This is a genomic window from Spirosoma litoris (genome assembly GCF_054776755.1).
The window spans coordinates 97,755-122,679 of record NZ_BAAHBI010000031.1 but is presented as its reverse complement, the minus strand read 5'-3'; the positions used below and the strand labels follow the sequence as shown (position 1 = coordinate 122,679).

18 protein-coding genes are annotated in these 24,925 nt (G+C 48.5%); 12 read left to right on the top strand and 6 right to left on the bottom strand.

The genetic code is table 11. The features are described 5' to 3' along the window. Window positions 1–238 precede the first annotated feature (238 nt). Entirely contained in the window at window positions 239–1,618 is a 1,380-nt protein-coding gene (locus tag ACYVGR_RS18205) for a sulfatase-like hydrolase/transferase (protein WP_460959220.1), read from the top strand. A 14-nt stretch (window positions 1,619–1,632) separates the two neighbouring features. Here ACYVGR_RS18205 and ACYVGR_RS18200 read toward each other — a convergent pair whose 3' ends face one another. Next, entirely contained in the window at window positions 1,633–2,892 is a 1,260-nt protein-coding gene (locus ACYVGR_RS18200; protein ID WP_460959218.1) for an anthranilate phosphoribosyltransferase, read from the bottom strand. Between the two features lie 312 nt (window positions 2,893–3,204). Here ACYVGR_RS18200 and ACYVGR_RS18195 point away from each other — a divergent pair, with 312 nt between their 5' ends. The 5 genes from ACYVGR_RS18195 to ACYVGR_RS18175 all read left to right on the top strand — a co-directional run bounded on the left by ACYVGR_RS18195 (window position 3,205) and on the right by ACYVGR_RS18175 (window position 9,926). Then, on the top strand, window positions 3,205–4,143 hold the full coding sequence (locus ACYVGR_RS18195) for a hypothetical protein (protein ID WP_460959216.1): 939 nt from the start codon (window positions 3,205–3,207) through the stop codon (window positions 4,141–4,143). Window positions 4,144–4,202: 59 nt separating this feature from the next. Beyond that, entirely contained in the window at window positions 4,203–7,751 is a 3,549-nt protein-coding gene (locus ACYVGR_RS18190) for an SNF2-related protein (protein ID WP_460959214.1), read from the top strand. Between the two features lie 77 nt (window positions 7,752–7,828). Next, complete coding sequence (locus ACYVGR_RS18185) at window positions 7,829–8,965, top strand: ATP-binding protein (RefSeq protein ID WP_460959212.1); 1,137 nt, start codon at window positions 7,829–7,831, stop codon at window positions 8,963–8,965. Window positions 8,966–9,050: 85 nt separating this feature from the next. Continuing rightward, window positions 9,051–9,434 (top strand): type II RES/Xre toxin-antitoxin system antitoxin, encoded by a 384-nt coding sequence (gene parS, locus ACYVGR_RS18180; RefSeq protein WP_460959210.1) that lies wholly within the window; start codon window positions 9,051–9,053, stop codon window positions 9,432–9,434. Between the two features lie 18 nt (window positions 9,435–9,452). Continuing rightward, entirely contained in the window at window positions 9,453–9,926 is a 474-nt protein-coding gene (locus ACYVGR_RS18175) for an RES family NAD+ phosphorylase (protein ID WP_460959208.1), read from the top strand. Window positions 9,927–9,982: 56 nt separating this feature from the next. Here ACYVGR_RS18175 and ACYVGR_RS18170 read toward each other — a convergent pair whose 3' ends face one another. The 4 genes from ACYVGR_RS18170 to ACYVGR_RS18155 form a co-directional block, all read right to left on the bottom strand. Beyond that, a complete protein-coding gene (locus ACYVGR_RS18170; protein ID WP_460959206.1) occupies window positions 9,983–11,359 on the bottom strand; it encodes a Gfo/Idh/MocA family protein in 1,377 nt (458 codons plus the stop codon). A 43-nt stretch (window positions 11,360–11,402) separates the two neighbouring features. Then, window positions 11,403–12,572 carry an alpha/beta hydrolase family protein gene (locus ACYVGR_RS18165; RefSeq protein ID WP_460959204.1) on the bottom strand — a complete coding sequence of 390 codons (1,170 nt, stop codon included), beginning with the start codon at window positions 12,570–12,572 and terminating at the stop codon, window positions 11,403–11,405. Between the two features lie 225 nt (window positions 12,573–12,797). Next, window positions 12,798–13,181, bottom strand: coding sequence for a DoxX family protein (locus tag ACYVGR_RS18160; protein ID WP_460959202.1), 384 nt, complete (start codon window positions 13,179–13,181; stop codon window positions 12,798–12,800). A 21-nt stretch (window positions 13,182–13,202) separates the two neighbouring features. Then, window positions 13,203–13,946, bottom strand: a complete 744-nt coding sequence (locus ACYVGR_RS18155) for an SDR family oxidoreductase (RefSeq protein WP_460959200.1) — start codon at window positions 13,944–13,946, stop codon at window positions 13,203–13,205. A gap of 97 nt (window positions 13,947–14,043) precedes the next feature. Here ACYVGR_RS18155 and ACYVGR_RS18150 point away from each other — a divergent pair, with 97 nt between their 5' ends. Then, window positions 14,044–14,397: a winged helix-turn-helix transcriptional regulator gene (locus ACYVGR_RS18150; RefSeq protein ID WP_460959198.1), complete on the top strand. Its 354-nt coding sequence runs from the start codon at window positions 14,044–14,046 to the stop codon at window positions 14,395–14,397. 140 nt (window positions 14,398–14,537) lie between these two features. On the opposite strand, the gene ACYVGR_RS18145 is transcribed toward ACYVGR_RS18150, so the two are convergent. Continuing rightward, complete coding sequence (locus ACYVGR_RS18145; protein WP_460959196.1) at window positions 14,538–15,557, bottom strand: LacI family DNA-binding transcriptional regulator; 1,020 nt, start codon at window positions 15,555–15,557, stop codon at window positions 14,538–14,540. Window positions 15,558–15,897: 340 nt separating this feature from the next. Between ACYVGR_RS18145 and ACYVGR_RS18140 the strand changes: the two genes are divergently transcribed. The 5 genes from ACYVGR_RS18140 (at window position 15,898) to ACYVGR_RS18120 (ending at window position 24,808) form a co-directional block, all read left to right on the top strand. Beyond that, entirely contained in the window at window positions 15,898–18,936 is a 3,039-nt protein-coding gene (locus tag ACYVGR_RS18140; protein WP_460959194.1) for a SusC/RagA family TonB-linked outer membrane protein, read from the top strand. 121 nt (window positions 18,937–19,057) lie between these two features. Beyond that, window positions 19,058–20,533 (top strand): RagB/SusD family nutrient uptake outer membrane protein, encoded by a 1,476-nt coding sequence (locus ACYVGR_RS18135; protein ID WP_460959192.1) that lies wholly within the window; start codon window positions 19,058–19,060, stop codon window positions 20,531–20,533. Window positions 20,534–20,714: 181 nt separating this feature from the next. Continuing rightward, a complete protein-coding gene (locus ACYVGR_RS18130) occupies window positions 20,715–21,818 on the top strand; it encodes a hypothetical protein (protein WP_460959190.1) in 1,104 nt (367 codons plus the stop codon). 109 nt (window positions 21,819–21,927) lie between these two features. After that, entirely contained in the window at window positions 21,928–23,733 is a 1,806-nt protein-coding gene (locus ACYVGR_RS18125; protein WP_460959188.1) for an FAD-dependent oxidoreductase, read from the top strand. Next, on the top strand, window positions 23,705–24,808 hold the full coding sequence (locus ACYVGR_RS18120; RefSeq protein WP_460959186.1) for an FAD:protein FMN transferase: 1,104 nt from the start codon (window positions 23,705–23,707) through the stop codon (window positions 24,806–24,808). Before ACYVGR_RS18125 ends, ACYVGR_RS18120 begins: the two co-directional genes overlap by 29 nt. The last annotated feature ends 117 nt before the right edge of the window (window positions 24,809–24,925 follow it).

Genomic DNA, 24,925 nt, shown 5'->3' with positions numbered 1-24,925 from the left:
TTCTTGCTTGATAGGTGATAGGCGTGCCACGGTTTAGAACTGTGGCACGCCTATCACCTATCAAGCAAGAACAAAGGTACGGCGCAACAGTCAAAAAAACGGGTGTGGTTAAACCTCAAAGACTGCGCACTCTAAGCGATTATTCTTATCGAATACCCATATCGAGTGTAAACAACCTTAACTAGTTTCGCGCTTGGATTAGTAGGACACTATATCCAACCGCTTATTTCGCTTTATTATGACTATTCGACTGGTACTTCCGATAATCGGCATAGTGCTGCTGTTTAGTAGCTTTGGACCTTCAAGACCAACGACGACGCAGAAGCAAACGAACCGTCCGCCCAATATCATTCTGATTCTAATCGACGATATGGGTTCGGCTGATGTAGGTTGTTATCGTCCAAACAACTCAGCCAGCCAATTGCCGCCTACGCCCAACATCGACCGGCTGGCAGCCGAGGGTATTAAATTCACCAACTATTATAGCGCGGCCCCGATCTGCTCACCCTCAAGAGTGGGTCTTCTGACAGGCAATGTACCCGGCAAATGGCGCATCACTTCGTTTCTGGCCGAGCGAAAACACAACCGCACTTGCGAACAAGCCGATTTTCTGGACCCTTCGGCGCCATCGGTAGCGCGGGAACTCAAAACGGCAGGTTATACTACAGCTCATTTTGGTAAATGGCATATGGGGGGCGGACGCGATGTCGACAATGCGCCCGGCATCCGGCAATACGGTTTCGATGAATACGCCAGCACCTGGGAAAGCCCCGATCCAGATCCATTACTCACATCGACCAATTGGATTTGGGCTAAATCGGATAGTGTGAAACGCTGGAACCGTACAGCCTACTTTGTTGATAAAACACTCGATTTCCTAAAGCGTAATCCCGGCAAACCCTGTTACATCAACCTCTGGCCCGACGATGTTCATACGCCCTGGGTTCCTGATGAAGCAACTCTTAACGAGTTTCCCAAAGGAACCGAAAAACCGCGCGAATTCAACGCCGTGCTGGCCGATCTCGACGTGCAGATCGGTCGGTTGATGGCGGGTTTGAAAGCCTTGGGCATCGACGACAATACGCTTGTTATGTTCACGAGCGACAACGGTGCGCTGCCAACTTTTCAGGGGAAACGGTCAGGCGAATTCCGGGGTAGCAAGCTCTCACTTTACGAAGGTGGCATTCGAATGCCTTTCATTGTTCGCTATCCAGCCCGAACTCCCAAAGGAAGCATTGATAACCAGTCTGTCATCAGTGCAATTGACTTACGGCCTACACTACTGAGTCTGGCAGGTAAAAAGGGGAGCCAGGGCGACGGCGAGAATGTGGCAGCAGTACTATTAGGAAAACCAGCTAGTCGAAAAAGGCCCCTTTTCTGGGAATATGGCCGTAATAACGAATCGTTTCGTTATCCGGAAGGTCGTGACAAAAGCCCGAATCTGGCTGTGCGAGAAGGCAACTGGAAACTGCTGGTCAACGCCGACGGCTCCGGTGCCGAACTCTATAACCTGGGCAACGACCCCTCCGAACAAACGGATGTAGCCAGTCAAAACGCTAAACTGGTGAACGATTTAAAAGCCAAGGTACTAACCTGGCGGGCGGGATTGGCTAAGTAGCGAGCATAAAAACCTTATCGCAACTGGCCTTCGATCCAGTCTAGGCCCCGACCATAGAGCGCGTTGGCAAATCGAACCCGGTTATCAAAATCAGCATTGGCGGTTTTCCCTTCGGTCATAAACTGACGAATGAGTCGGGCGTTGTCCAGTGCCTGCGGTTGCTCGTAAACAGTTTCGGTTTCGGTGCGGAACGTAGCGTAGGCTCCCGAATCACCTTCAAAATGCTGAAAAAGCAAATGGCCGCGAGGGGTCCGAACGGCGCACAAGATACCGCTCGACCGGCTGGTTGACGGGGCAAGACTCCCTTCCAAACCGCGTTTTAAAACGATCACGCCATCGAAACCGGCTAGCATGGCTAGTTCAGCCATTTTCATCTGATAAGTAATATGAAATACCGACGTAACCAGAATTTGGGCGTGACAGGGATTCAACACTTTTTCGAGCGTTGCCAGAAAAGGGCGTTTCAGAATAATATGGCGACGATCGACCCAGCGATTGAGCGCGGGCGACAGGGCTTTCTGATCAAGTACCCAGCCGTACGATTCCAGCGGTGTGTCGAGTTCGTGATTGCTTTGCAGAAACTGACAACCCAGATTCATGTATAAATCAAGCGCATTGAGCGTAAACTTAGGCCCACCCGAACGGCCAACCAATGAAATAGAGCCATAGCCTCGTCTCTGAAATAGCTGCGCCAGCAAAGGCGTAATCAGGTAGCTATTCTCCACACCATCGAAGGGCTCTGCCAATTGGACAAGGGGGCGGTCGGCGCAACTCATCGACCCGAAGCCGGGCGAAAAAGTTCGTTCAGCGGACCGCATCAACCCCTGATATTCCTCATTGGTCTCGTGCCGAACCCGCATGATACTAGCGGCAAGTCCCCGAAAGGTTTCGCATTGACCATCACTAAATAAATAATCGCCCAATTGCTCGGCTTCTGAAACCTGAAGGGTAGCCCCTCGAACCAGTTTTGTAGCAATAGGTAACAAACCTTCCGGCAGATCGGGGCAGAGTTTGTTGATAAAAAAGGTTGGATGCGAGAATGCCCCCTTTCCTAGTACCTCTTCCAGCGTTCGCTCTTCGGGCGTCATTCCTTTTGCCAATAAAGCGCCCAGAAAAGCGCCCCGTTGTAAGGGATGAGAAGCGGGATCGGTTAGCGCGACCCGGCATTCGGCTAATAAATCAGGGGTGAGTGGCTTACTACCATACTTACCTATACCAATATGTTTGATACCACGACCAAGCGGAGTACTAGCAGCGGAAACGTCTAGAACCATATTAATAACGGGTTTAATGGGTGATAGGGAGGTAAGTAAAAGTAAGTAAAAAATATTGACTTTTTAACCGATAACTTGGCGAGAATGACCGTTTTACGCCGATTATTAATCCTTTTATAATTAAAATCCTTTCTCCTAAAGTCGTTGTCCAATTATGCAGTAATGAGAAATGACTAGTTTTGATAGATTCCCGTTAAGATAGCCTTACCAGATCACTAACGTTTTGTTTCCAGTCATAAAATGATTTCTCTCCGCAACCTTATTGCTCCTCGAGTTATAATCTTTATACTACTGACATCGCTACTGATTTGTGTGGAATCAGTTATCGCACAGAAGGCCATCTTTAGTAAATATCCCATAGCCCTATCCTTAGGTATAACGTTTGATGTAGTGTTCATAACAACGGGCCTATTTTACTGGCTCGTGGCAAAACCGCTTCGGTTGGCTTCTAATCGGCTTCTATGGGTAGCCTTGCTCATGCTCCGTATAGCCCTATTCATTTTACCCCAAGGCTCTCATTCATTCAACCAATTCTGGCCTTTTCTGTTAGTTTTCAGTGAAGGAGCGGTTCTGGTAATCGCTGGATTACGAATCCGTACTATTGTGCAAACGTACCGGCGCTTACGTCCAACAACCGATTGGGAAACAGCTCTTCAGAATAGTCTGGCAACAGTTTTCGGTGAGCGTGCTTCTGCGTTTATTTTTGGTGAAGGGATTATCCTATATTATGTGCTATTCGGCTGGCGGCTTAAAATCGATGCGCCCGAAGGCGCTAAAATACTGACAACGCACCAGCAATCAGGGCAACTAGCGCTAACCGTAAGCATACTGTTAATTGGCGTGATTGAAGGTGTAGCAGTCCACTTGCTAATAAATCGCTGGAGTCCGACGGCTGCGTTCTGGATAACAGCCCTAAGTGGCTATGGAATGCTCTTTTTTGTTGCGGATATGATAGCAACTGTTAAACGCCCTTCTTACCTTACTGATAGTCATTTTTATATTCGTTTAGGTATACGCTGGAGAGCCACAATTCCCAAATCGGCCATCGCAGCAGTATCGTTCATTCACGATAAACCTACCAAACAAACCGGCTCTCTCAACGGAGCCTTCCTGACGACTCCGAATCTTTTATTCGTTTTCACTGAACCGATTACCTTCATTGGGCCTTATGGTATTCAAAGGAAAGTTAACCGATTTACGATTTTTGTGGATGAACGGACGGCTTTCAATCAATACTTGTGCCGTGAGTAAACCCGTTATAGAATTGTTAATCCTTAATTACTGTTACCTGGATTAAGAGTTTTTGATATATGGCAGAACGCATCACCTACGGCAAAACATGGTGGGGCCAGCAGTGGCTAAACGCCCTGACAAGCATCGACATGGCAAACCGCATTCCACGCGGAAAAACCTACGCCAATCAGGGTGCAGTAATGGGGCTACTAATTTCCAACAATCAGATTAGTGCCTCGATTAAAGGAACAGCCCCCCGGCCGTATAAGACCAAATTATCGGTCCCCCTTTTTACCAATCAGGAAAAAGACTGGCTACTCACCGAAATTCGTGAGAATCCGGCTATACTGGCGCAGCTTTTGAATCGGCAACTTCCTCAGGAATTAACCGAATTTGCCAACAAGCGGGGTATCAAACTATTTCCGAAATCGTTTCAGGATTTGACGATGGGTTGCTCCTGCCCTGACTTTGCCATTCCCTGTAAGCATTTAGCGGCTGTTATTTATGTCATCGCCAACGAAATTGACCGAAATCCTTTCCTGGTTTTCCAACTAAAAGGGCTGGATATTCTGGAAGAACTTCAGAAAGATCAGACCACCACGCTTGGCGGGAGCATGGGCGTTGTTTATTCCTTCAAAGAAATCTGCACCGACGAGCTTCCCGACGACGAAGACTGGCACCCTGACGAAAAAGCTCGCGCCAGTCTGGATTTTTCTGCCATCCCGGCCCTGTCAGAGCAATTATTAGGCTTACTGTCAACGGATGTTACATTTGCCAAAGGCGATTTCCACAAATCGCTGACCAAAGCGTATAAACTGTTCAGCAAGCCAATTTCCGATATAAAGCCTTTCGATCAGGAGGAACACCCCAGCTTCAGCGATAGCATCGAGTTACAACTCGATGAAGTGATGTCGGTGAAGAAAATAAGCATGTTCAGCGAGCATGGTGACCCCCGATCGATCAGTGGATTTACCTTTAGCGACCTAATTAGCTGGCTGGATACGCTTACCGAAGCCGACTGGCCCGAAATGAGCGACTCGGTTCGTGCTTTGTACCTGACTCATCAATTCACAGCGGCTCTGCTCCGTAGGGGAGCCATTGTCCCCCAATTGCTACGTGTAGGCCCTGCCGAAGAACACTACCGTGTCCGTTGGATTCCGGCAACACTCAACGAAGCCATCAAACAGGTAACCGATCGGTTAGCCACACAAATTCCACCAACGCTCTTAACGGTACGCTGGCAGAAAGAATGGCTAGCACTAGCCGATGAGCAACTGGTGTTGACGCTTTGCTCGATGTTTCTGCGCAAAGCTATCAAACCAACCACCATTGAGCTATGGGAACGCTGGCCGCTTGAAGATGCTGATCGGCTCTTTTTTGGTATCGAAACCTTGCGTTTCGAAGGATTTGGCCGAAAAGAAATGCCCCTGGCCATGCAGCTATGGCTGAACGATTTCTTCCTGACGCACAAGCGTTTCGTGCCTATTTTAGCTGTAGAAGAGAACGAGTGGGGTGACGAATTTAGGATGAGTCTACTTGTTCGAGACCGAGAAGCTACCGATACCGGCGGCACGCCATCAGCTCCGATACCGTTGCCCGATCTGTTATCCAAAAAGAAACATGCGGCCATCCGAATGGCGGTTTTGCAGGATTTGCTGGTGCTTTCCCGCCATTTCCCGGATTTAACCAAATTGACCCGGCTGGGTGGCGGGGCTTACCTCTCCTACTCACCTTCTGAATTTGTCCAGGTTCTGCTCGATACGTTGCCCCGAATGCAGTTATTAGGCATTTCACTCTGGTTACCGAAGTCCCTCCAACATTGGGTTCGTCCGCAGGTAGGTGCTCGATTGAAGGCGAAAGTCACAGCCGACGATGCCTTCATGCGCCTTGACGATATGCTCACGTTCGATTGGCAGGTTGCCTTGGGCGATGAGATGGTGAGTGTCAATGAATTCCAGAAACTGGTAGGCCGTACAACAGGATTGGTCAAAATCAAAGACCAATACGTATTGATTGACCCGAATGAACTGACCAAGCTCTACAAACAACTCGAAAATCCGCCCGAGTTAACCGGCTCCGATCTACTCAAAGCAGCTTTGTCGGAGGAATACCGAGGAGGTCGTCTGGGTATTACGCCCGAAGTCCGGAAACTGGTCAAACAGTTCACCGAAAGTGCCGCTCAGCCCCTGCCCAATTCCCTGAACGCAACCCTCCGTCCCTATCAGCATCGGGGATATGATTGGCTTGTCAAGAATACGGCGCTTGGCATGGGTAGCTTGCTGGCCGATGACATGGGATTAGGGAAAACCCTGCAAATCATCGCCTTACTCCTCAAATTCAAACAGGAAGGGAAGTTTAAGAAGCAGAAAGGGCTGGTTGTTCTACCAACAACTCTACTTACGAACTGGCAAAAAGAGATCGCCCGGTTTGCTCCTGACTTACAGGCCCATATTTATCACGGATCAAACCGGAAACTCCCAACTACCGACTCTACATACGATTTACTGCTGACAACCTACGGGGTCATTCGGAGCGATCTGGACAAGATCAAGAAAACAACCTGGGCCGTAGTTGTCATTGATGAAGCGCAGAATATCAAGAACGCTGATACCGAGCAAACTAAAGCGGTGAAAGCCCTGAAAGCACCCATCCGAATTGCGCTCAGTGGTACGCCCGTCGAGAATCGCTTATCAGAGTTCTGGAGTATCATGGACTTCGTGAATAAGGGCTATCTGGGTGGTTTGAGTAAGTTTAACGAGGAGTTTGGCAAACCCATCCAGCAGGAGCGCGACCACCAGAAACTCGACCAATTCCGGCGCATCACCAGCCCTTTTCTGCTCCGTCGCGTGAAGACAGACCGCAGCATTATTAGCGATCTGCCCGATAAAATCGAAAACAATCAATTCTGTGCGCTTACTACTGAACAAGCGGCTCTATATCAAAGTGTTGTGCAGGAGAGTTTACGGGCTATCGAAGAGAAAGACGGTATTGCCCGCCGAGGTCTGGTGCTCAAACTCATGACGGCTCTCAAGCAAATCGGCAATCACCCGCAGCAATATCTGAAGAAAAGCAACAGCAAGGACGGCGGGCCTTCCCCAGCGCTTTCCGGAAAAGCTACATTACTGTTGAGCCTTCTCGAAACAATTTACGCTAACCACGAGAAAGTCCTGATTTTCACCCAATACAAAGAAATGGGTGAGTTGTTGTCTCAATTTATCCAACAGGCTTTCGGTCAACAACCCCTCTTTCTACACGGCGGCACCTCCCGACCTGACCGCGATCAGATGGTCGAACAGTTCCAGAAGAACCGGAGCGATCACACGTTTATTCTGTCGCTGAAAGCGGGCGGTACCGGCCTGAACCTGACGCAGGCGAACCACGTCATTCACTATGATCTGTGGTGGAATCCGGCGGTCGAAGCGCAAGCCACCGACCGGGCGTTCCGTATCGGCCAAACTAAAAACGTATTGGTGTATCGGCTCATGAACCAGGGCACCCTCGAAGAAAAAATCGACGCTATGATTCGGAGCAAAAAAGAACTAGCTGACCTCAGCGTCAAAACCGGCGAAACCTGGCTGGGTGATTTGAGTGATAAGGAGTTGAAAGAGCTGGTGAGTTTAGGGTAGCTTTTTACAAAAAATGAAAATTGGGTGAGTTTATTCAGTGAATTAACGTTAATTCACTGAATAAACTCACCCAATTAATGAAATCACTCGTTAAACGAAGTATCCAGCCGACTATAGCAACTCAGCTTAGATCAAACAAAGTTATTTTGTTAGTCGGTGCAAGGCGAGTTGGCAAAACGGTATTGATGAATCAGCTGGCCGACTCATTCGATGGTACCAAGCTGCTACTTAACGGAGATGATCTGAGTACGGCCGATTTACTCAACGACCGGCGTGTTGCAAGCTATAAACGCTGGCTAAGAGATACCCAATTGCTGCTTATTGATGAAGCTCAGGTCATTCCAGAAGTTGGCCGCTCGTTGAAACTCCTAATCGACTCCTTTCCTAATCTGACCATAGTTGCGACTGGGTCGTCTGCTTTCGACTTAGCGAATCGGGCAGGAGAACCATTGGTAGGTCGTCAACTCACCCATACGCTTTATCCATTGGCCCAACTTGAATTGTCAGCTACAGAAACTTACTTACAAACCCGCGACCGACTGACTGACCGGCTTATTTTCGGTAGTTACCCCGATGTCGTACAGATGGAAAATGCCAACGATCGAATCGATTATTTAAAGGGTATGGTATCGTCGTATTTACTGAAAGATATTCTCTTGTTTGAGCAGGTACGAAATGCCCATAAAATGCTTCAGTTACTCCAATTAGTAGCCTACCAAACAGGTAGCGAGGTATCTACGGATGAATTAAGCCGACAATTACAGATTGACCGGAATACAGTAGTGCGCTATCTTGACCTGTTCACAAAAGTATTTATCCTCTTTCGATTAGGTGGCTACAGTAATAACCTACGGAAGGAAGTCACGAAATCATCAAAGTGGTATTTCTTCGACAATGGCATTCGGAACGCGTTGATTAACAACTTTAGCCTGCCCGATCAACGAAACGATATAGGTGCCCTATGGGAAAATTATCTGATTTCGGAACGTCTTAAACGAAACGATTATCTACGAAGTCAGGCAATTCCCTATTTCTGGCGCACCTATGATCAGCAGGAACTTGATTGGCTGGAGGAAACCAATGGTCAGCTAAGCGCTTTTGAAATGAAATGGCATACAAATCGCGTTCGTTTTCCCAAGGGTTTTCAAACCGCTTATCCAACGGCTTCTCTGTCAGTAGTAAATCCAGATAATTATCTGGATTTTATTGCGTAGCAATTCAACTTATTTTACCATATTACAGTTATCCAAATGCAATATGTCAGTCACTATGGCACACGTATTAATAACTCAAAACGCAATGACAGCTTATCCACCTTATACAGTCATCGAAAAATCTCGGCAGGGATTACTTCGGTCTGAAGCTGATCAGGTAGCGGCTTTGGTAGGCCTGACTGATAAGGAAATGGCGCCCATTTTAAACATGTCGGAGCGAAATATGCATCGACTCAAAGAAGATGCTCGGCTGGCCCGTGACTCGTCGGAACGTCTTTTGCTGCTTACCAATCTATTGAAGCATGGTTTAGATGTGTTTGATGGCGATGCTGAAACACTAGCCTCCTGGCTTCGAAATCCGATTAGGGAATTGAACAATCAGCCACCTATCTATCTTTTAGACACCACAACGGGCTTTGGCTTGGTTGACGATGTGCTAGGTCGAATCGAACACGGTATTGTTGGCTAAAACACGGCTGAGAACTTTATGCTAACCGTGTACCGTACCGTTAAGGCAAAATATATCCACGAACCACTGGCGACAGAAGGAGCGCGTTTATTTGGCGGACGCTGGAATCCCAAAGGTTACCCTTTGCTTTACACAACTTCGTCACCCTCGCTCGCCCTGATTGAATCGCTGGTTCATCAACCCAGTATTCGTTATGAAAAGCTTCCAGCTCTGTTTCTCTTCACCCTGGAAGTCCCAGACGATATAAAGATTTACCAAATCGAGGACTTACCCGATTATTGGAATACTGAAAGTTATGAACAAACCCAGTGGATACTACGCGATTGGTTGATCAAACCTGACACACTCGTGATAGGCATCCCGTCGGTGGCAGTGCCCATGTCTCTGAACTACCTGATCCATCCATTTCATCCTCGTTATACTGAAATACAGGTTATAAAAACAGAACCCTTTCCAATTGAGCGTCGACTTTGGCGAGAGACAGGTCAGTAACAACAGAAGGGCCATTTCAGTGAAATGGCCCTTCTGTTGTTACTAGAGTTAATTGCCTACACCTTCTTCGGATCAGGGTGTACGTAGCCACTACGATACTCTCTGGCCAGCATTTTGGTCGCTTCTTTGTCACCAACGACTTCCCGTTTTACGGGGTCATAGACCATTGGACGGCCCGTTTCCATTGACATGTTAGCCAAAATACAGCTAGCGGTTGATATATGTCCTTGTTCAATATCAGCAACGGGACGGCTGCTTTTCTCGATGGCATCCAGGAAGTTAAGCATGTGCAGGCGGGTGGCTGGAGCCGCATTCAACTCAATTTTTGGATTGGTATCTTCCGTAACATCTTCTGGATATTTCTCTTTTTCATAGACAACATCCAGGTGTATTTTCTCACCCTTTCCGTCTGGGATGAAGTCACATTGCATCGTACTGCCCCATAGAGTTCCTTTTTCGCCGTAGAGCGTAAACGACCAGGGATAATCCGGGTTGTTGGCAGTCCCCCAGGTTTTGTGATGCCATACGCAGTTCAGTTCATCGTATTCAAACAGAGCCGATTGCGTGTCGGAAATATTCGATTTACCTTCTTTCTGAACGTAAATACCACCGTGCGACGTGATCCGCTTTGGCCAGCCCAGATTCAGCATCCAGCGAACGGTATCGAGCATGTGCACGCACATATCGCCTGTAATGCCATTGCCATACTCTTTGAAAGTCCGCCACCAACGCACGTGGGGCAAGCCATCATACGGACGCAATGGCGCGGGGCCAGTCCACATATTGTAATCCAGGAAATCGGGAACGGCCTGCACGGGTGGATTGCCATTGGCGCGCATGTGCAGATCGCAGGACATTTCAACATGTGATATTTTGCCTAGCAATCCCGCATCAACAATCTCTTTTTTGGCCCGTATCAGGTGCGGGGTGCTTTTGCGTTGCGTACCCACCTGCACAACCTTATTATATTTCCGGGCAGCCGCTACCATGGCTTCGCCTTCCATTACGTCTACGCTGATGGGCTTCTGTACATATACGTGCGCACCGGCTTTTACGCAGTCAATCATTTGAAGCGCGTGCCAGTGGTCGGGAGTTCCGATCAGGACAATGTCCAACTGGTTTTCGGCCAGCATTTTTTTGTAATCACCATATAGTTTGGGAGTCTGACCCGATTTCTGCCGCTGACTAACCAGTTTGGCCGCACCTGCCAGCATATTTTTGTCAACATCGCATAGCGCGACAACCTCTACAGGAGCTACCTGAATCAGGCGAAGTAAATCACTTTTACCATACCAGCCCGTACCGATCAAGGCAACACGATACGCTTTAGGCGGGTGCATCAGATCCAAACCTCTGGCCCCAAAGGCCGTAAGCGCTAGTGAAGCCGTGGTGCCTTGTATAAAACGGCGACGGTTAATATTGAATAGTTCCATGCGAATTAAGAGTTCAGGCAGTAGCCAGGGTTTAAGTGAATTATTAGTTAAGAAGCGCCATTACAGCATCGTCGCCCACAACGGCGCGAGCTGGACGCGGGTGTTCAGCAGTAAAAACTTGTAAATCTGAAGCAGGTAAGACTGTATTCGGCATCTCGTCGATCTGACCATCTTTCTGAACACGGTTCAAATCCAGCTTCAGGTATTTCGCCAGGAATCGGTAGGCAGCCATCCGCTTGTTGGGTCCGTAATCATGGCCTTCGGTTGCTAAATGGACATTTTCAATCTTGTCTTTCGCCCCGTAATAGCTGTAGATGTTCTGAACATAGGGATACTCCACATTGGGCGTATTTTTGGTCCAATCTTTACCGTCCGAAACCATCAACATCGGTCGGGGAGCTGCCAGAGCGGCAATTTCGACGTTGCTGGTCTGGTGCGTTGGCCGCTTATGAATCGGCATCCCGCTTTCGCAGGTGCAGCCTCCAAAAAAATGAGCAGACACCATCACAACCGGTACCGAGACTTTTATACGAGGGTCGAGAGCGGTCAGCACGAATGTCTGGGTCCCCCCACCCGATTCACCCGACATCGCAATTCGTTCTTTATCGACATCGGGTAAACTGGTCAGAAAATCCAATGAACGCATTCCGTTCAGGGTTTGCAGTTTCAGGGCTTCGGGAAGTTTATGGTCCGATTGTTTGGAATCGCCGTAGCCGATCATATCGTAGGCAAACACAACCGCACCCATGCGGGCTAGCGTAGCGCATCGTTGCTGGGTGTACTCCATCAGGCGGTTGTCCTGATTCGCACCGTGACCATGTGGACAAAGAATACCGGGGGCTTTTCCCGTTGCATTCAGTGGTCGATATAAATTACCTGTTACGAAAAAACCCGGCAAACTCTCAAAGGCCACATTCTCAACCGTATAGCCGTTCATTTTCCTGAGACTATGCCGGATAGGCTGGAGTGGGGCAAACTTGGGTTTCTCAGGTAACTTCATCCCCTCGCGAATACCTTTTCGGATGAGTGCCGCGCGGGTTTCCCAACTGGCCTTGTCGTGATACGTACTGGCAAACGTCTTTAACGCCTGAGCGCCCTCGGCTTCGGTAAAGTAGGCTCCCTGGCATAAATCAGGTCGGGCGGGGTTAGGCTGCGCAAGGACTTCTGTTAAGCTAATGACGGAACACAAAAGGAAAGCAATCCGGGTTGTCATGGATTTTAGTTCGTTTCACTAAACACGAAACTAAAAGCGCCCTTTCTTAAACTCTTACTCCCTATGCGTTTGATAATAGCCCACTGATTTTTAGGATTTGTACGCTCGGCGATTATGGCTAGCGTTAGAAAAGAGTCCGGGAAGGGGCATTGGCCATCCGTAAACTCCGCAGAGTCATCGCAGCCCTACAGCGTTTACGGATGGCCAATGCCTCTAGTTAACTACTCAATCGTTTGCAGCGGAATTGATTATCAACCGTCTACCTAATTCTGAAAAACGAATAAGGGCTGTTATCCAAACAACAACCTCTATGGCCGCCGGGAAAGCAATATCCTGTTGGTGTTGTAAATGAGTGGCAATGGCACCACCTAAATAAGATGAAAGCAGTAGTGTTCCCAAAATCCCTGTTCTGGGATATAGAAACAGGACAACCGACAGGATCTCAATGATTCCCAGCAGGGAATATGTCCTGGCTGATAATCCAAATAAGGCGCTCATCTGTAGGGCATGGCCGCTGCCTACAATTTTGTCAACTGCTGATGCGCTAAGCATCAAGCCAATTAGTCCGCTCAATACCCAGCCGATGCTATTTTTTGTCTTTGTTGTCATGTTTTTATTGATCCGGTTTACTTACAATGCCATACCACCATCAATAAAAAACTCTCCACCCGTAATAAACGAGGATACTGTATTATCCGAAAGGTAGACTACCATTTTTGCTACATCCTCGGGTACACCCATTTTCCGCAGGGGTACCTGACTGATGATCTGCGTTTTCATTCCGCTTAATGTCGCTTCATCCATGCCGAACTTACTTTGCATTTCCGTTTCAGTTGGTCCGGGATTGACCGTATTCACCCTGATCTTTCTTGGAGCGAGTTCCTTTGCTGCGATTTTTGCCAAATGGCTCATTGCGGACTTACTCGCCGAATAAACAGAGCTACTCTCCATAGCCAGGGCGGTATTGCCAGAGGCTAAAAAGACAACCGAAGCGCCGTCGTTCAGAATTGGCAGGAATTTTTGAAGCGTAAAAAAGCTTCCTTTAAAATTGACATTTACCATGGTGTCAAATTGTTCTTCTGACGTAAATTCAATCGGCGCAAAGAAAGCTACACCAGCGTTGATAAATAAAACATCTACGTTACCGAACGAATCGTTTACACCCGCCACTAGCTTATCAATATGCTGCAAATTTGACTGATCTGTAAGTATTCCCTGTACGCCAAGTTCTTTCGACGCTTTATCCAGGGCGGTTTCCCTTTTTCCGGTTATGACAACGGTAGCCCCCTGCGATTTAAATTCCTTTGCGGTTGCATAACCAATACCGCTATTGCCTCCAGTGATGACGACCACCTTATTTTCGAATTTTTCCATTTTTGAACGAGTTGAATTAGGCTGCAAAAGTGGATCGTTACCAGAGTATATTTGTTACTAATTACAGAAAGGTAACTAGTTACATGAAGGATAGTATATGAACGACAAATCGGAGGTAGCCTGTCAAAACGTGCATTCAGCTATTCAGGACACGTTGTATGTTGTAAATGGAAAGTGGAAATTGTTAATTCTTTCTATCCTGATTAATGAAGGAACCAAGCGCTTTGGGGAGCTGGCCAGGGCATCAGGCATTTCGCCCAGGATATTATCCAAAGAATTACACGAACTTGAACTTAATCAATTAGTTAGCAGGCAGGTTTGCAATACAAAACCTGTTACCGTTGAGTATTCGTCAACCGATTATGCAGGAACACTTAAGGAAGTAATTGATGCTATGATTCATTGGGGGCAGAACCACAAAAGAAAGATTGTTGGCAGGCAGTTAACTTAATCCAGGTGAGCTTCTTAAACAATCAAGCAAATTTACCTTAAAGTATTTACTACCTAGTATGACCCCTTCAGGGTCAAATGTTTATAGAAAGGCTATCTACTATAAACATTTGACCCTGAAGGGGTCATACAAAATATACGTCACTTTACGGTTGATCCGCGAATAATCAGATTGGTCGGTAGCACGATTCGTTCGGGTTGAAACTCGTCTTCTTTGGCCGACAACTGTCGCACCAAAACCTGAGCTGCCTGCTGTCCCAATTCAGTAACGGGCTGAGAAATGGTGGTCAGGCCAGGTTCAATTAAAGCCGAAATTGGGTCGTCGCTAAACCCGATAAGCGCCAGATCATCCGGCACACGAATACCCCGACGTTTGGCAACACTCAGGGCTTCGAGCGCGGTGGGATCATTTATGGCAAACAACGCATCGGGCGGATTGGGCAGATTGAGCAAATGATTTACGTAGATGTTGGCCTTATCCAGATTCAGATCGTAGGAAATAATCAGTTCAGGATCGACGGGAATGCCATACTTGGTTAAGGCATCGCGGTATCCGTTGAGCCGATTGCGGCTGTTTGTCAGTGTGTCGGGGCCAGCCAGATGCGCAATGCGCCGTCTCCCGATTTTAATCAGATGCTCAACTGCCAGAAAAGCCCCGTTATAATCATCGACCGTTACGTTCGATACATTCATGTCTTCGCAAACCCGGTTGAAAAACACGACCGGAATGCCTTTCCGCTGAAAAATCTTGAAGTGGTCGAAATTGCGGGTTTCCTTCGTGTGCGACACGATTAACCCATCGACACGGCTGGCCAGTAAGGCTTTCGCATTCGTTACTTCCGTCTCGTACGACTCATTCGAGTGGCAAATGACCACATTGTAACCCGATTGGGCCAGTTCTTCCTGTGCGCCAATAATCACTTTAGGAAAGAAAAAGCTGATGAATTCCGGCACGATAATTCCCACAGTCCCTGTCCGGTTCGTCAGTAGCGAAATGGCCAACTGATTTCGCTGGTAATCTACCTGGGCTGCCATATCCAGTATGCGCTGGCGGGTTTTCTCATTCACATTCGGGTGTCCTGTCAGTGCGCGGGACACTGTCGATTTAGAAATCCCTAAAGCACGCGCTATATCAATGATCGTCGTTTGATGGGTTGCCATGAATATCTAAAATATAATTTTTCTAATTCTTGCCACCTCATTAACCTAATTTACCTGGGTCAACTACGGTAATTTCAGCAAATTTATTGGGAACATTCCCAAGATTTTGGGAATGTTCCCAATAAAAAAAGTCAATAAATTCTTTGCAGAATCAATATACAGGGTTAACATCGAATAAGTATTCAAAAAAGTCCTCTATTCATGCTATTGGAAAAGCAAATACGATTAGAGATACTTTTTTGACTCAGATAGAGCTTATCTACTATAGCCTAAAACCATTTTGTACTTTTTCAATTTTTAACCATTCCTAAATCGAGCGGGCAGTATCGCTGCTTTTCTTATGAAATCTATTCTACTAGTACGAAGCGTGATCGGGTTGGTTTGCCTACTGATGATCACGTTGGTAAGCCAGGCTCAGTCGACGCGTACGCTGACGGGCCGCATCACCGATGCCACCACCAACGGCGGGCTTCCTGGTGTTAACGTCATTGTTAAAGGAACCCAGCAAGGCACTACGACCAATGCAGATGGTCAGTATACGCTAAACGCGCCAGCGGGTGCGACGACTCTAACCTTCTCGTTCATTGGCTATGAATCACAAGATGTGGCCATTGCCAATCGGAGCACCATCGACGTGAGCTTAAAAGCCGACGACCGGTCTCTAAACGAGGTCGTTGTAGTTGGTTACGGAACCCAGCGCAAGATTGAAACAACGGGCTCCATTGCTTCGGTAAAAGCCGCTGATCTAGTACAAACTCCCGTTGCCAACGTGGCACAAGGGTTGCAATCGCGGGTTGCTGGGGTACAGGTGAGCCAAAATACGGGAGCGCCGGGCGGTAACATCAGCGTTCGGATTCGGGGTACAAACTCGATCAACGGGAGTTCAGAACCGCTGTACGTTGTAGATGGTATCCAGATTTCGAACAGTGGGGGTATCAATGATGTCAGCCCACTTTCGACCATAAACCCGAACGATATTGAGTCGGTCGAAATTCTGAAAGATGCTTCGGCGTCGGCTATTTACGGCTCCCGAGCGGCTAATGGTGTTGTGCTGATTACGACCAAACGGGGTAAAACGGGCGCAACCCGCGTAACCTTCGATAGCTATTATGGGGTTCAGAAAGTAAACAAAACCCTGCCCGTTTTGAACGCGGCTCAATTTGCTCAGTTGGAAAACGAGGTCTTCAAAAACAATTTCTACCCCGATCCGGCATCGCTAGGCGAAGGCACCAACTGGCAAAATCTCGTTTTCCGTCAGGCACCGATTCAAAACCATCAGTTGTCGATCAACGGCGGCAACGACAAAACGCAGGTCGCTCTTTCGGCGAACTACTTCAATCAGGACGGTATCATCATCAATTCAGCGTTTAAGCGGTACTCGTACCGGCTGAACGTTGACCACCGGGTGAGCAAATTGCTGAAAGTAGGCACCAGTCTTTTAGGCAGTTACGCGATTAACTCGGGAGTTACAACGGGTTCTGAAACGATTGGGGATGCAGGGGTTGTCACAGCCTCTATTCTTGGCGCGGCCATCGGGGCTCCCCCAACACTGGTACCTTACCGTGCCGACGGAACCTTGTTTCCCTTTGGCGAGCAGGCTGGTGGACAATATCGGGAGGTGACTAATCCGCTCAACTTCGCCAGCGTCCTGAACCGCAACGCCATCAAACGAACCCTCGTCAATTTCTACGCGGATTTCACCATTCTGAAAGGTTTGACCTACCGGGCATCGTTCAATGCGGATTTGCAAAGCAGCTTGCGCGACGGATACTCTCCCCGGTCGATTGTCAACAAAGCCGATTTGAACGACAACTCAGGCTCGGGCTTCAAAGTGAATACGAACGGGCTGGCATTACTACACGAAAGCATCCTGACGTATAGTACCATTTTCAACCAGCATCATTCATTTAAGGCGACGGCAGTAGTGGCGTCTCAATCGGAAGACAACAATTCGAACCAAATTAACGCCACGGGTTTCCCGAACGATGCGACCCAAAACGAAGCCTTGCAATTAGCCCTGACTCGCACTGTCACCAGCAGTCGGAGTCGCACACGTCTGGACTCGTATCTGGCCCGTGTCAACTATGGCTATAAAGACAAGTACTTCCTGGATTTGACCGCTCGGGTCGATGGATCGAGCAAGTTCGGCGCAAACCACAAATATGGTTTATTCCCGGCTATCTCGGCAGGGTGGCGGATCATCGAAGAGCCATTTATCAAGAGCGTGACCTGGCTTTCGGATTTGAAACTACGTGGTAGCTACGGTATTACGGGTAATGCCGGTGGCCTTAACCCATACCAATCGCTGGCAACGGTTTCGGCTTCGGGAAGTGATTACAACATCAACCACACCTATGTAACGGGCATCAATCCATCGGGCATTGCCAACCCCGATTTACGTTGGGAGAAATCGGCTCAGGCAGACATCGGTCTTGATATTGGCTTACTCAACAACCGCATCAGCATCATTGTCGATGCGTATCAGAAAACCACCAAAGACTTGCTGTACGTAAAAGGACTACCCTTGAGTTCGGGTTACAGCACCATTACGGGCAACTTTGCCTCGCTGGAAAACAAGGGCCTGGAGTTCGCTGTAAACGCCCGGATTCTGGACGGGCCGCTGAAATGGAATGTTTCGGGCAACATGACTATGAACCGCAATAAAGTACTGGATCTGGACGGTGGCACCACGCAGGAACGGTTCATTACCGCCTACTCCGTCTTGAAAGTTGGCCAGCCGCTTGGCGTTTTCAAAACCTACGTTTACGACGGTATCAACCAAACGGGCGAGTCGATCCTACCCGGTTACGATGGTCGTTTGGGTGGTCTGAAAGTGAAAGACATCAACGGCGATGGCACCATTTCGGCGGCCGATCAGGTGATTACCGGCAATCCCAACCCGAAGTTCATTTACGGTTTTTCTACGAATCTGTCGTTCAAAGGCTTTGACCTGAGCATGTTCCTATCAGGGTCGCAGGGCAATGACATTTACAATGCTGCTCGTCTGTCATTCGAAATGCCACTGGGCCAGCGGAACCAGTTGGCGGGGCTTGCCAATCGTTGGTCGGCAACGAACCCAAGCAACCAGTACGTGAGTGGTTTCCAGGCGGGCCGTCTGCCCGTGACGAGTCAGGTAGTTGAAGATGGTTCGTACCTGCGTTGCAAGAACCTGACATTGGGCTATACGCTGCCGCACATTAAAGGAGTTCAGCAAATTCGGGTGTATGTGAGCACCAACAACCTGTTCACCGTCACGAAGTATAGTGGTTTCGATCCGGAAGTGAATACCTATGCAGGGTCAAATACCGCCATCGGCATCGACAACCTCGTGTATCCACAAGCCAAATCATTCCTGGGCGGTTTACAAGTCACGTTTTAAAAGGTGAAAGAGCGAATGAGTGAAAGAGCGTGCTAGCTAGTAGCACAAAATGCATCGATCACTCTTTACCCACTAGGACAAATCGCTCTTTCACTCATTCACTCTTTCGCTCTTTAAGCAAATGAAAAAGATACTCATTCCTATATTCGTTGCCTTCGGTCTGGCTTCCTGCCAGTTGGATGAAACCATTTATTCGTCCATTTACACCGAAGCCTTTTACAAAACGGCTGCCGATGCCGAGAAGGGGCTGATAGCCGCTTATGATCCATTTGCGGATATGTATAGTGGCCCGGCCGGAACCTTGATCGCAGATTTTAGCGACGACCAAACTTACCCTCGTGGTGTGGTGGGCCGGAACACGCTGACGCTCTTTACGTACGACGTCAACTATACAACGCAGAAAAGTAATTCACGTCTCAACGAAGCCCCTCAGCAAATCTGGATATCGGGTTATGATGGCATCGAGAAAGCAAACTGGATTATTGCCAAAGTGCCCGCAGCGGTGATGGACGAAACCCGCAAAAAGCAGATCATCGGCGAAGCGTATTACTTACGGGCGTTCTATCTCTGGATGCTCACCAAGAACTTCGGCGATGTCGTGATCAAAACCACCCCCAGCTATTCGCAAACCGATGCCATTGTTGGGAAAAGCCCCAAAGCCGATGTGTACAAGCAGATTTATGCCGATTTAGATCAGGCATTTGCGGCCGGTTTACCATCGTACCCGGCAGTTGACAAAGGCCGCCCGTCGAAAGAAGTGGTGAATGCGCTGTACGCAAAAGCGGCTTTGTATAACGAAGATTGGGCGAAAGCGCTCGAAAAAGCGCAGGCCGTTATCACATCGGGAAAATACTCGCTGATGCCCGATGTGCGTAATGTCTATAGGTACGATCAGGAAGACGCGGCTCGTGTCGAAAACATGTGGGCGTATGAAGTTGACCCCGTTTCTCCAGGACGCTCGCACCAATTGACGGGCCTATGCGGTCCCCCGGCCAGTGCTGGACCAGAATACGGTAAAACGACCTTTGGCTCGATGTTCGCGTATCAGTCGTTCTATAACTCGTTCAACCCGCAGGACAAGCGCCGGCTCTTGCTCGACACGACGTATGTAGATAAAAATGCCAAAACCATTCCCCAAAGGAGCATTACGCCCATTACAACCGATGGGGTGTTGATCAAGAAATACCAGGATCCGGTTTCGACGATTGGTCTGATTCCGAACATACCCATTCTTCGTCTGGCCGATATGTACCTAATTGCCGCCGAAGCCGAAGCCCGACTAAACGGTGCCACAACACTAGCCTATGGCTACGTGAATACTATTCGGAAACGGGCTGGCTTACCCGATTTGCAAACGGGTCTCGGTAAAGATGCTTTCATCGACGCCGTGATTCAGGAGCGGGCCTGGGAGTTTTTTGCCGAAGGCGACCGCTGGTATGACCTCACCCGGACGGGTAAATTCCTGACGGTTATTCCCAAAGCCGTCAACTCGGTTTACCCCACTCGCAACGTAACCGCGAAGAACAAATATTTCCCAATTCCGCAGGACGAATTGAACGCTAATTCGAAGCTGGAACAGAATTCAGATTGGAAGTAGGAAGCCATTTTTTGTCATCCGACGTTAGGAGTGATCTCAAGCTTGACTATTACACAACTTGACCGGGCCGCCGGAGCGGATCCCTCCTAACGTCGGGATGACAAAAATGAGCCTTCGTGATGTTAATCTAAGTAGTACGATTAAAATCTGAGGAAGACCTCATTTAGGAATGATCCGCTCAATGACTTTTTTACTAATCCTGCTGGCTCTTTCCGGTTTTTCGGAACGACCGGAAGCGGTTACGAAAAAGTCGGAGAAAATCCGGGAGTTTACCATTGTCGAAAACGATACAGCTTCCTACATCCTGAAGCTGGCGTTCAATGAGCAGGACCAGCCCGCCTATTTCTTCCGCAATGTGTTTACGCCCGTTTGCCTGACAGGTGAGTGCAAGCCGGTGTATATCAATTTCTACTGGGATTTACTGGGCAATTATATGCGCTACGACTTACCAACTGGCGAAGTTCTGACCAAAATGGATCACCGGGAATTTAAACAGGAGGACTATGACAAGCTGCGGGATATCCTGAGCAATACGAACTCCCTGCTGAAAGACGTGGCCATGGAAGATCTGGTTGGAAAAGGCACCGAAAACCTGGCTGACTCCGTAGATGCGAAAGCGGGAGCCACGTTGAAAACCGTCAAAAACGAGGTGATCGATGGAGCTGTGTATACCTGCTATACGCTTTGGCACATCGCTCATGGAAAGGTATCGGATGAAATGCAAAAGATCACCGAATCGTATCGAACAGACGATCTGCTGCACCGTTTCCTGACCAGCAGCAACTACCACTACCAATATTGGGCCATGGATAAAGTGGTCGATAAAGCGGGGAACATAACCGAATCGTTCACGCCCGATATACTGCAAATCATTCGGGGGAAAAACGTTTTTACGGCTCGCTCGGCTCTTCAAAAAATTAGCAATCCGTTTTTCGCCAGTAATGCACGTCAGGTCTGGCTTTGGGAAACGTACCAATCGGCGAGTTACCCCCTGCAAATCGCGATTCTGAAAAAGCTGGCGAAAATCCCCTTTCAGTCTTCGCTGGCTGAAGCAACGGCTAAGGCGATGGTCAATGCCAATCGGGAGCAGTTTACGTTGATGCTCAATTTGCTGGCCACCCAACCGACATTATCCAAGAAAGTGATGCAAACGATGGCGGATCAACTGGTTACGTCAAATCAGGAATATGCCATGGAGATCAATCGAGTCTTAACTTCTTTTCACCCAAAGAACCCCGCCGTTGTGGCGAAGATGAATGCTTTTAAAGCTACTCAAACCAAATAGAACCGCACCGGCGGACCGGCAGATTTTTATGATGCTTATGATCTAATTATAAATCCTTAAAAATCAGTAAAAATCATAATAATCAGCGTTCCAAAAATCAAAGAATTAGATGAAATCAATTGGTCAACTTCTCCTATTCCTGCTGTTCGCCTTGCCCCTGGTGGCTCAGGATCAGGTTTTCGTCGAAACGGAGTCGTTTCAGAATAAAGGCGGCTGGGTTATCGATCAGCAATCCTTTGTTGTCATCGGTTCATCCTACATGATGGCGCATGGTATGGGACGCCCGGTAAAAGATGCAACCACGACGGTTAGCTTCCCTAAAAAAGGAAAATACCAACTCTGGGTGCGCACCAAAGACTGGGCACCTTTTCCGAAAGGTCCAGGGAAATTTCAGGTGGTTGTTGATAATCAGCCGGTAAAGATGGTCTTCGGCGAAAGTGGTTCCGACGAATGGAAATGGTACAACGGTGGCGAAGTTGATATTAAAAATGATCAGACCAGTCTGGCCTTACACGATTTGACTGGCTTCAACGGACGCTGCGACGCGATTCTGTTTACCAACGCTCCCAAATTCACACCACCCGATAAACTGGAAGCGCTGACCGCTTTTCGAAATAAACTACTTAACCTGACCGGCACAACGGCTAATGCAGGTCATTTCGATCTGGTCGTTGTAGGCGGAGGTATTGCTGGCACCTGTGCCGCGCTGTCGGCCGCTCGCATGGGCCTGAAAGTGGCTCTGATTCAGGATCGACCTTTGCTGGGTGGGAACAACAGCTCAGAAGTTCGGGTGCACCTCCGGGGCGAAACCGATCAGAACCACTATCCTAAACTCGGGCGTATCGTTCGGGAAATGGACAATGGCGATCCGGGCAATGGTAATCCGAACGGCAACGAATACGGCGATGCCCGTAAAATTGCCATCGTAAAAGCCGAACGAAACATTAAGCTGTTTCTGAACACGCACGTTTACAAGGCCGAAAAAGAGAAGGACAAAGTGACTGCCGTAGTGGGTCGGGATATTGCGACCAACAAAGAAACGCGCTTCGAAGGCACTTACTTTGCCGACTGCACTGGTGATGGAACGCTCGGCTATCTGATTGGTGCCGACTACCGGTTCGGGCGCGAGAGTAAGGCCGAAACAGGTGAATCGCTGGCCGCCGATAAGTCAGACGACTTTACGCTGGGCACGTCTAATCTATGGGCATCGCTGGAACGCGACACGGTTTCGTCGTTCCCCGAAGTACCCTGGGCGCTGCCTTTTTCGGATGAATACCACATTGACGAAGCCCGCTCCGACTGGCAGTGGGAAACCGGTTTTGGGAATTACAACACCATCACCGACGCCGAAAAAATTCGTGATCATAACCTGCGGGCTATCTACGGCAACTGGTCGTATCTGAAAACCAACAAAAAAGAGAAATATGGCAAACGGGAATTGGCCTGGGTAGCCTACATCGGCGGCAAGCGCGAATCCCGCCGATTACTTGGCGATCATATTCTGAATCAGATGGATATTCAGGAAGGGAAACAGTACCCAGACGGCACCGTTACGGCCACCTGGACCATCGATCTCCACTTCCCAGACCCCAAAAACAGCAAGTACTTTGAGGGGCAGGAGTTTTTTGCCGGAACGAAGCACATCAAAGTGGCTCCATACACCATTCCATACCGCTGTCTGTATTCGAAGAATATTTCCAACCTGTTTATGGCTGGCCGGAACATCAGCACAACGCACGTTGCGTTTGGTAGCACGCGCGTTATGCGCACCTGCGGTATGATGGGGGAAGTCGTTGGTTTTGCCGCATACATGGCTAAAAAATACAGTACGACGCCACGCGGTGTTTATCAGGAACACTTGCCGGAATTCATGGCCATCATCAAAGATGAACCCACTGCGAGTAGCAAGCCGTAGGCTCACTCCCCTCTCCCGTTTTGGGAGAGGGGTCGGGGGTGAGGGCAACGTTTACCCTCACCCCAACCCCTCTCCCAAAACGGGAGAGGGGCTAAAAAAAACGCTTAACTATTACTGGTTAACCATCCTTCTCCTCACCCCTTATTTATCAAAGGCCACCGACTTACCCATGATCAATCTGGAGGGAGAAACACAGGGGACAACGTATCACATAAAATACCGGGATGAGCGGCAGCGGAACCTCAAAAAAGAAATTGATTCAGTCCTGATAACGATTGATAAATGCCTATCGACCTATTTACCGGATTCCGAGATTTCGCGGTTCAATCGTTCGGAGACGCACCGGTTCGAATCGCCCTATTTCTATCCAGTGCTGAAAAAGTCGGAAGAGGTATTTCGGGTAACGAACGGGGCTTTTGATCCAACGGTCATGCCGCTGATCGAAGCATACGGGTTTGGGCCGAAAAAAGTACGGCTAACCGAGCCGGTAAACAGTGACTCATTATTACAATTCGTTGGTTTTCAGAAAATCTCGTTTGACTCTGTATCCATTCGAAAGCTGAAGAAAAATATACGTCTGGATGTCAACGGCATTGCGCAAGGCTACTCGGTCGATGTGGTGTCGGAGTTTCTGGAAAGCAAGGGAATTGATCGATACATTGTAGAAATTGGCGGGGAGGTTCGTACCAGAGGGAAAAAAGGCGAAGGGCAGACCTGGACAATCGGGATTGAAAACCCACGCCAGCCCGGCAAAATGCTGACCACAATGAAACTGGTAAATCGAGCGATGACCACCGCCGGAAACTACCGGAATCATTACGAATCGAACGGACAGACATTTAGCCACATCATCAACCCCAAAACGGGTTTGATGGAACAAAGTTCGGTGTTGAGCGTGACCGTTTTCGCGCCGGATGCCATTACTGCTGATGGCTATGACACCGCGTTTTTTGTGATGGGGTTGGAGGCAACCAAGCGCTATCTGTCCACCAGAAAAGACCTGGACGTCTACATTGTTTATGCCGGAGAGGATGGCCAGCCAAAGACATTTATGACCGAGGGATTGAAAAATTGATATATATGCTATCAACTAACTGAGTGATGTCAGCTACTTATAGCTGACACGTGAGGTTTCTTAACACCTCGCGACAGGAATACAGTAAGTTTTGAATAGGTTTTGAGAAACCTTTCA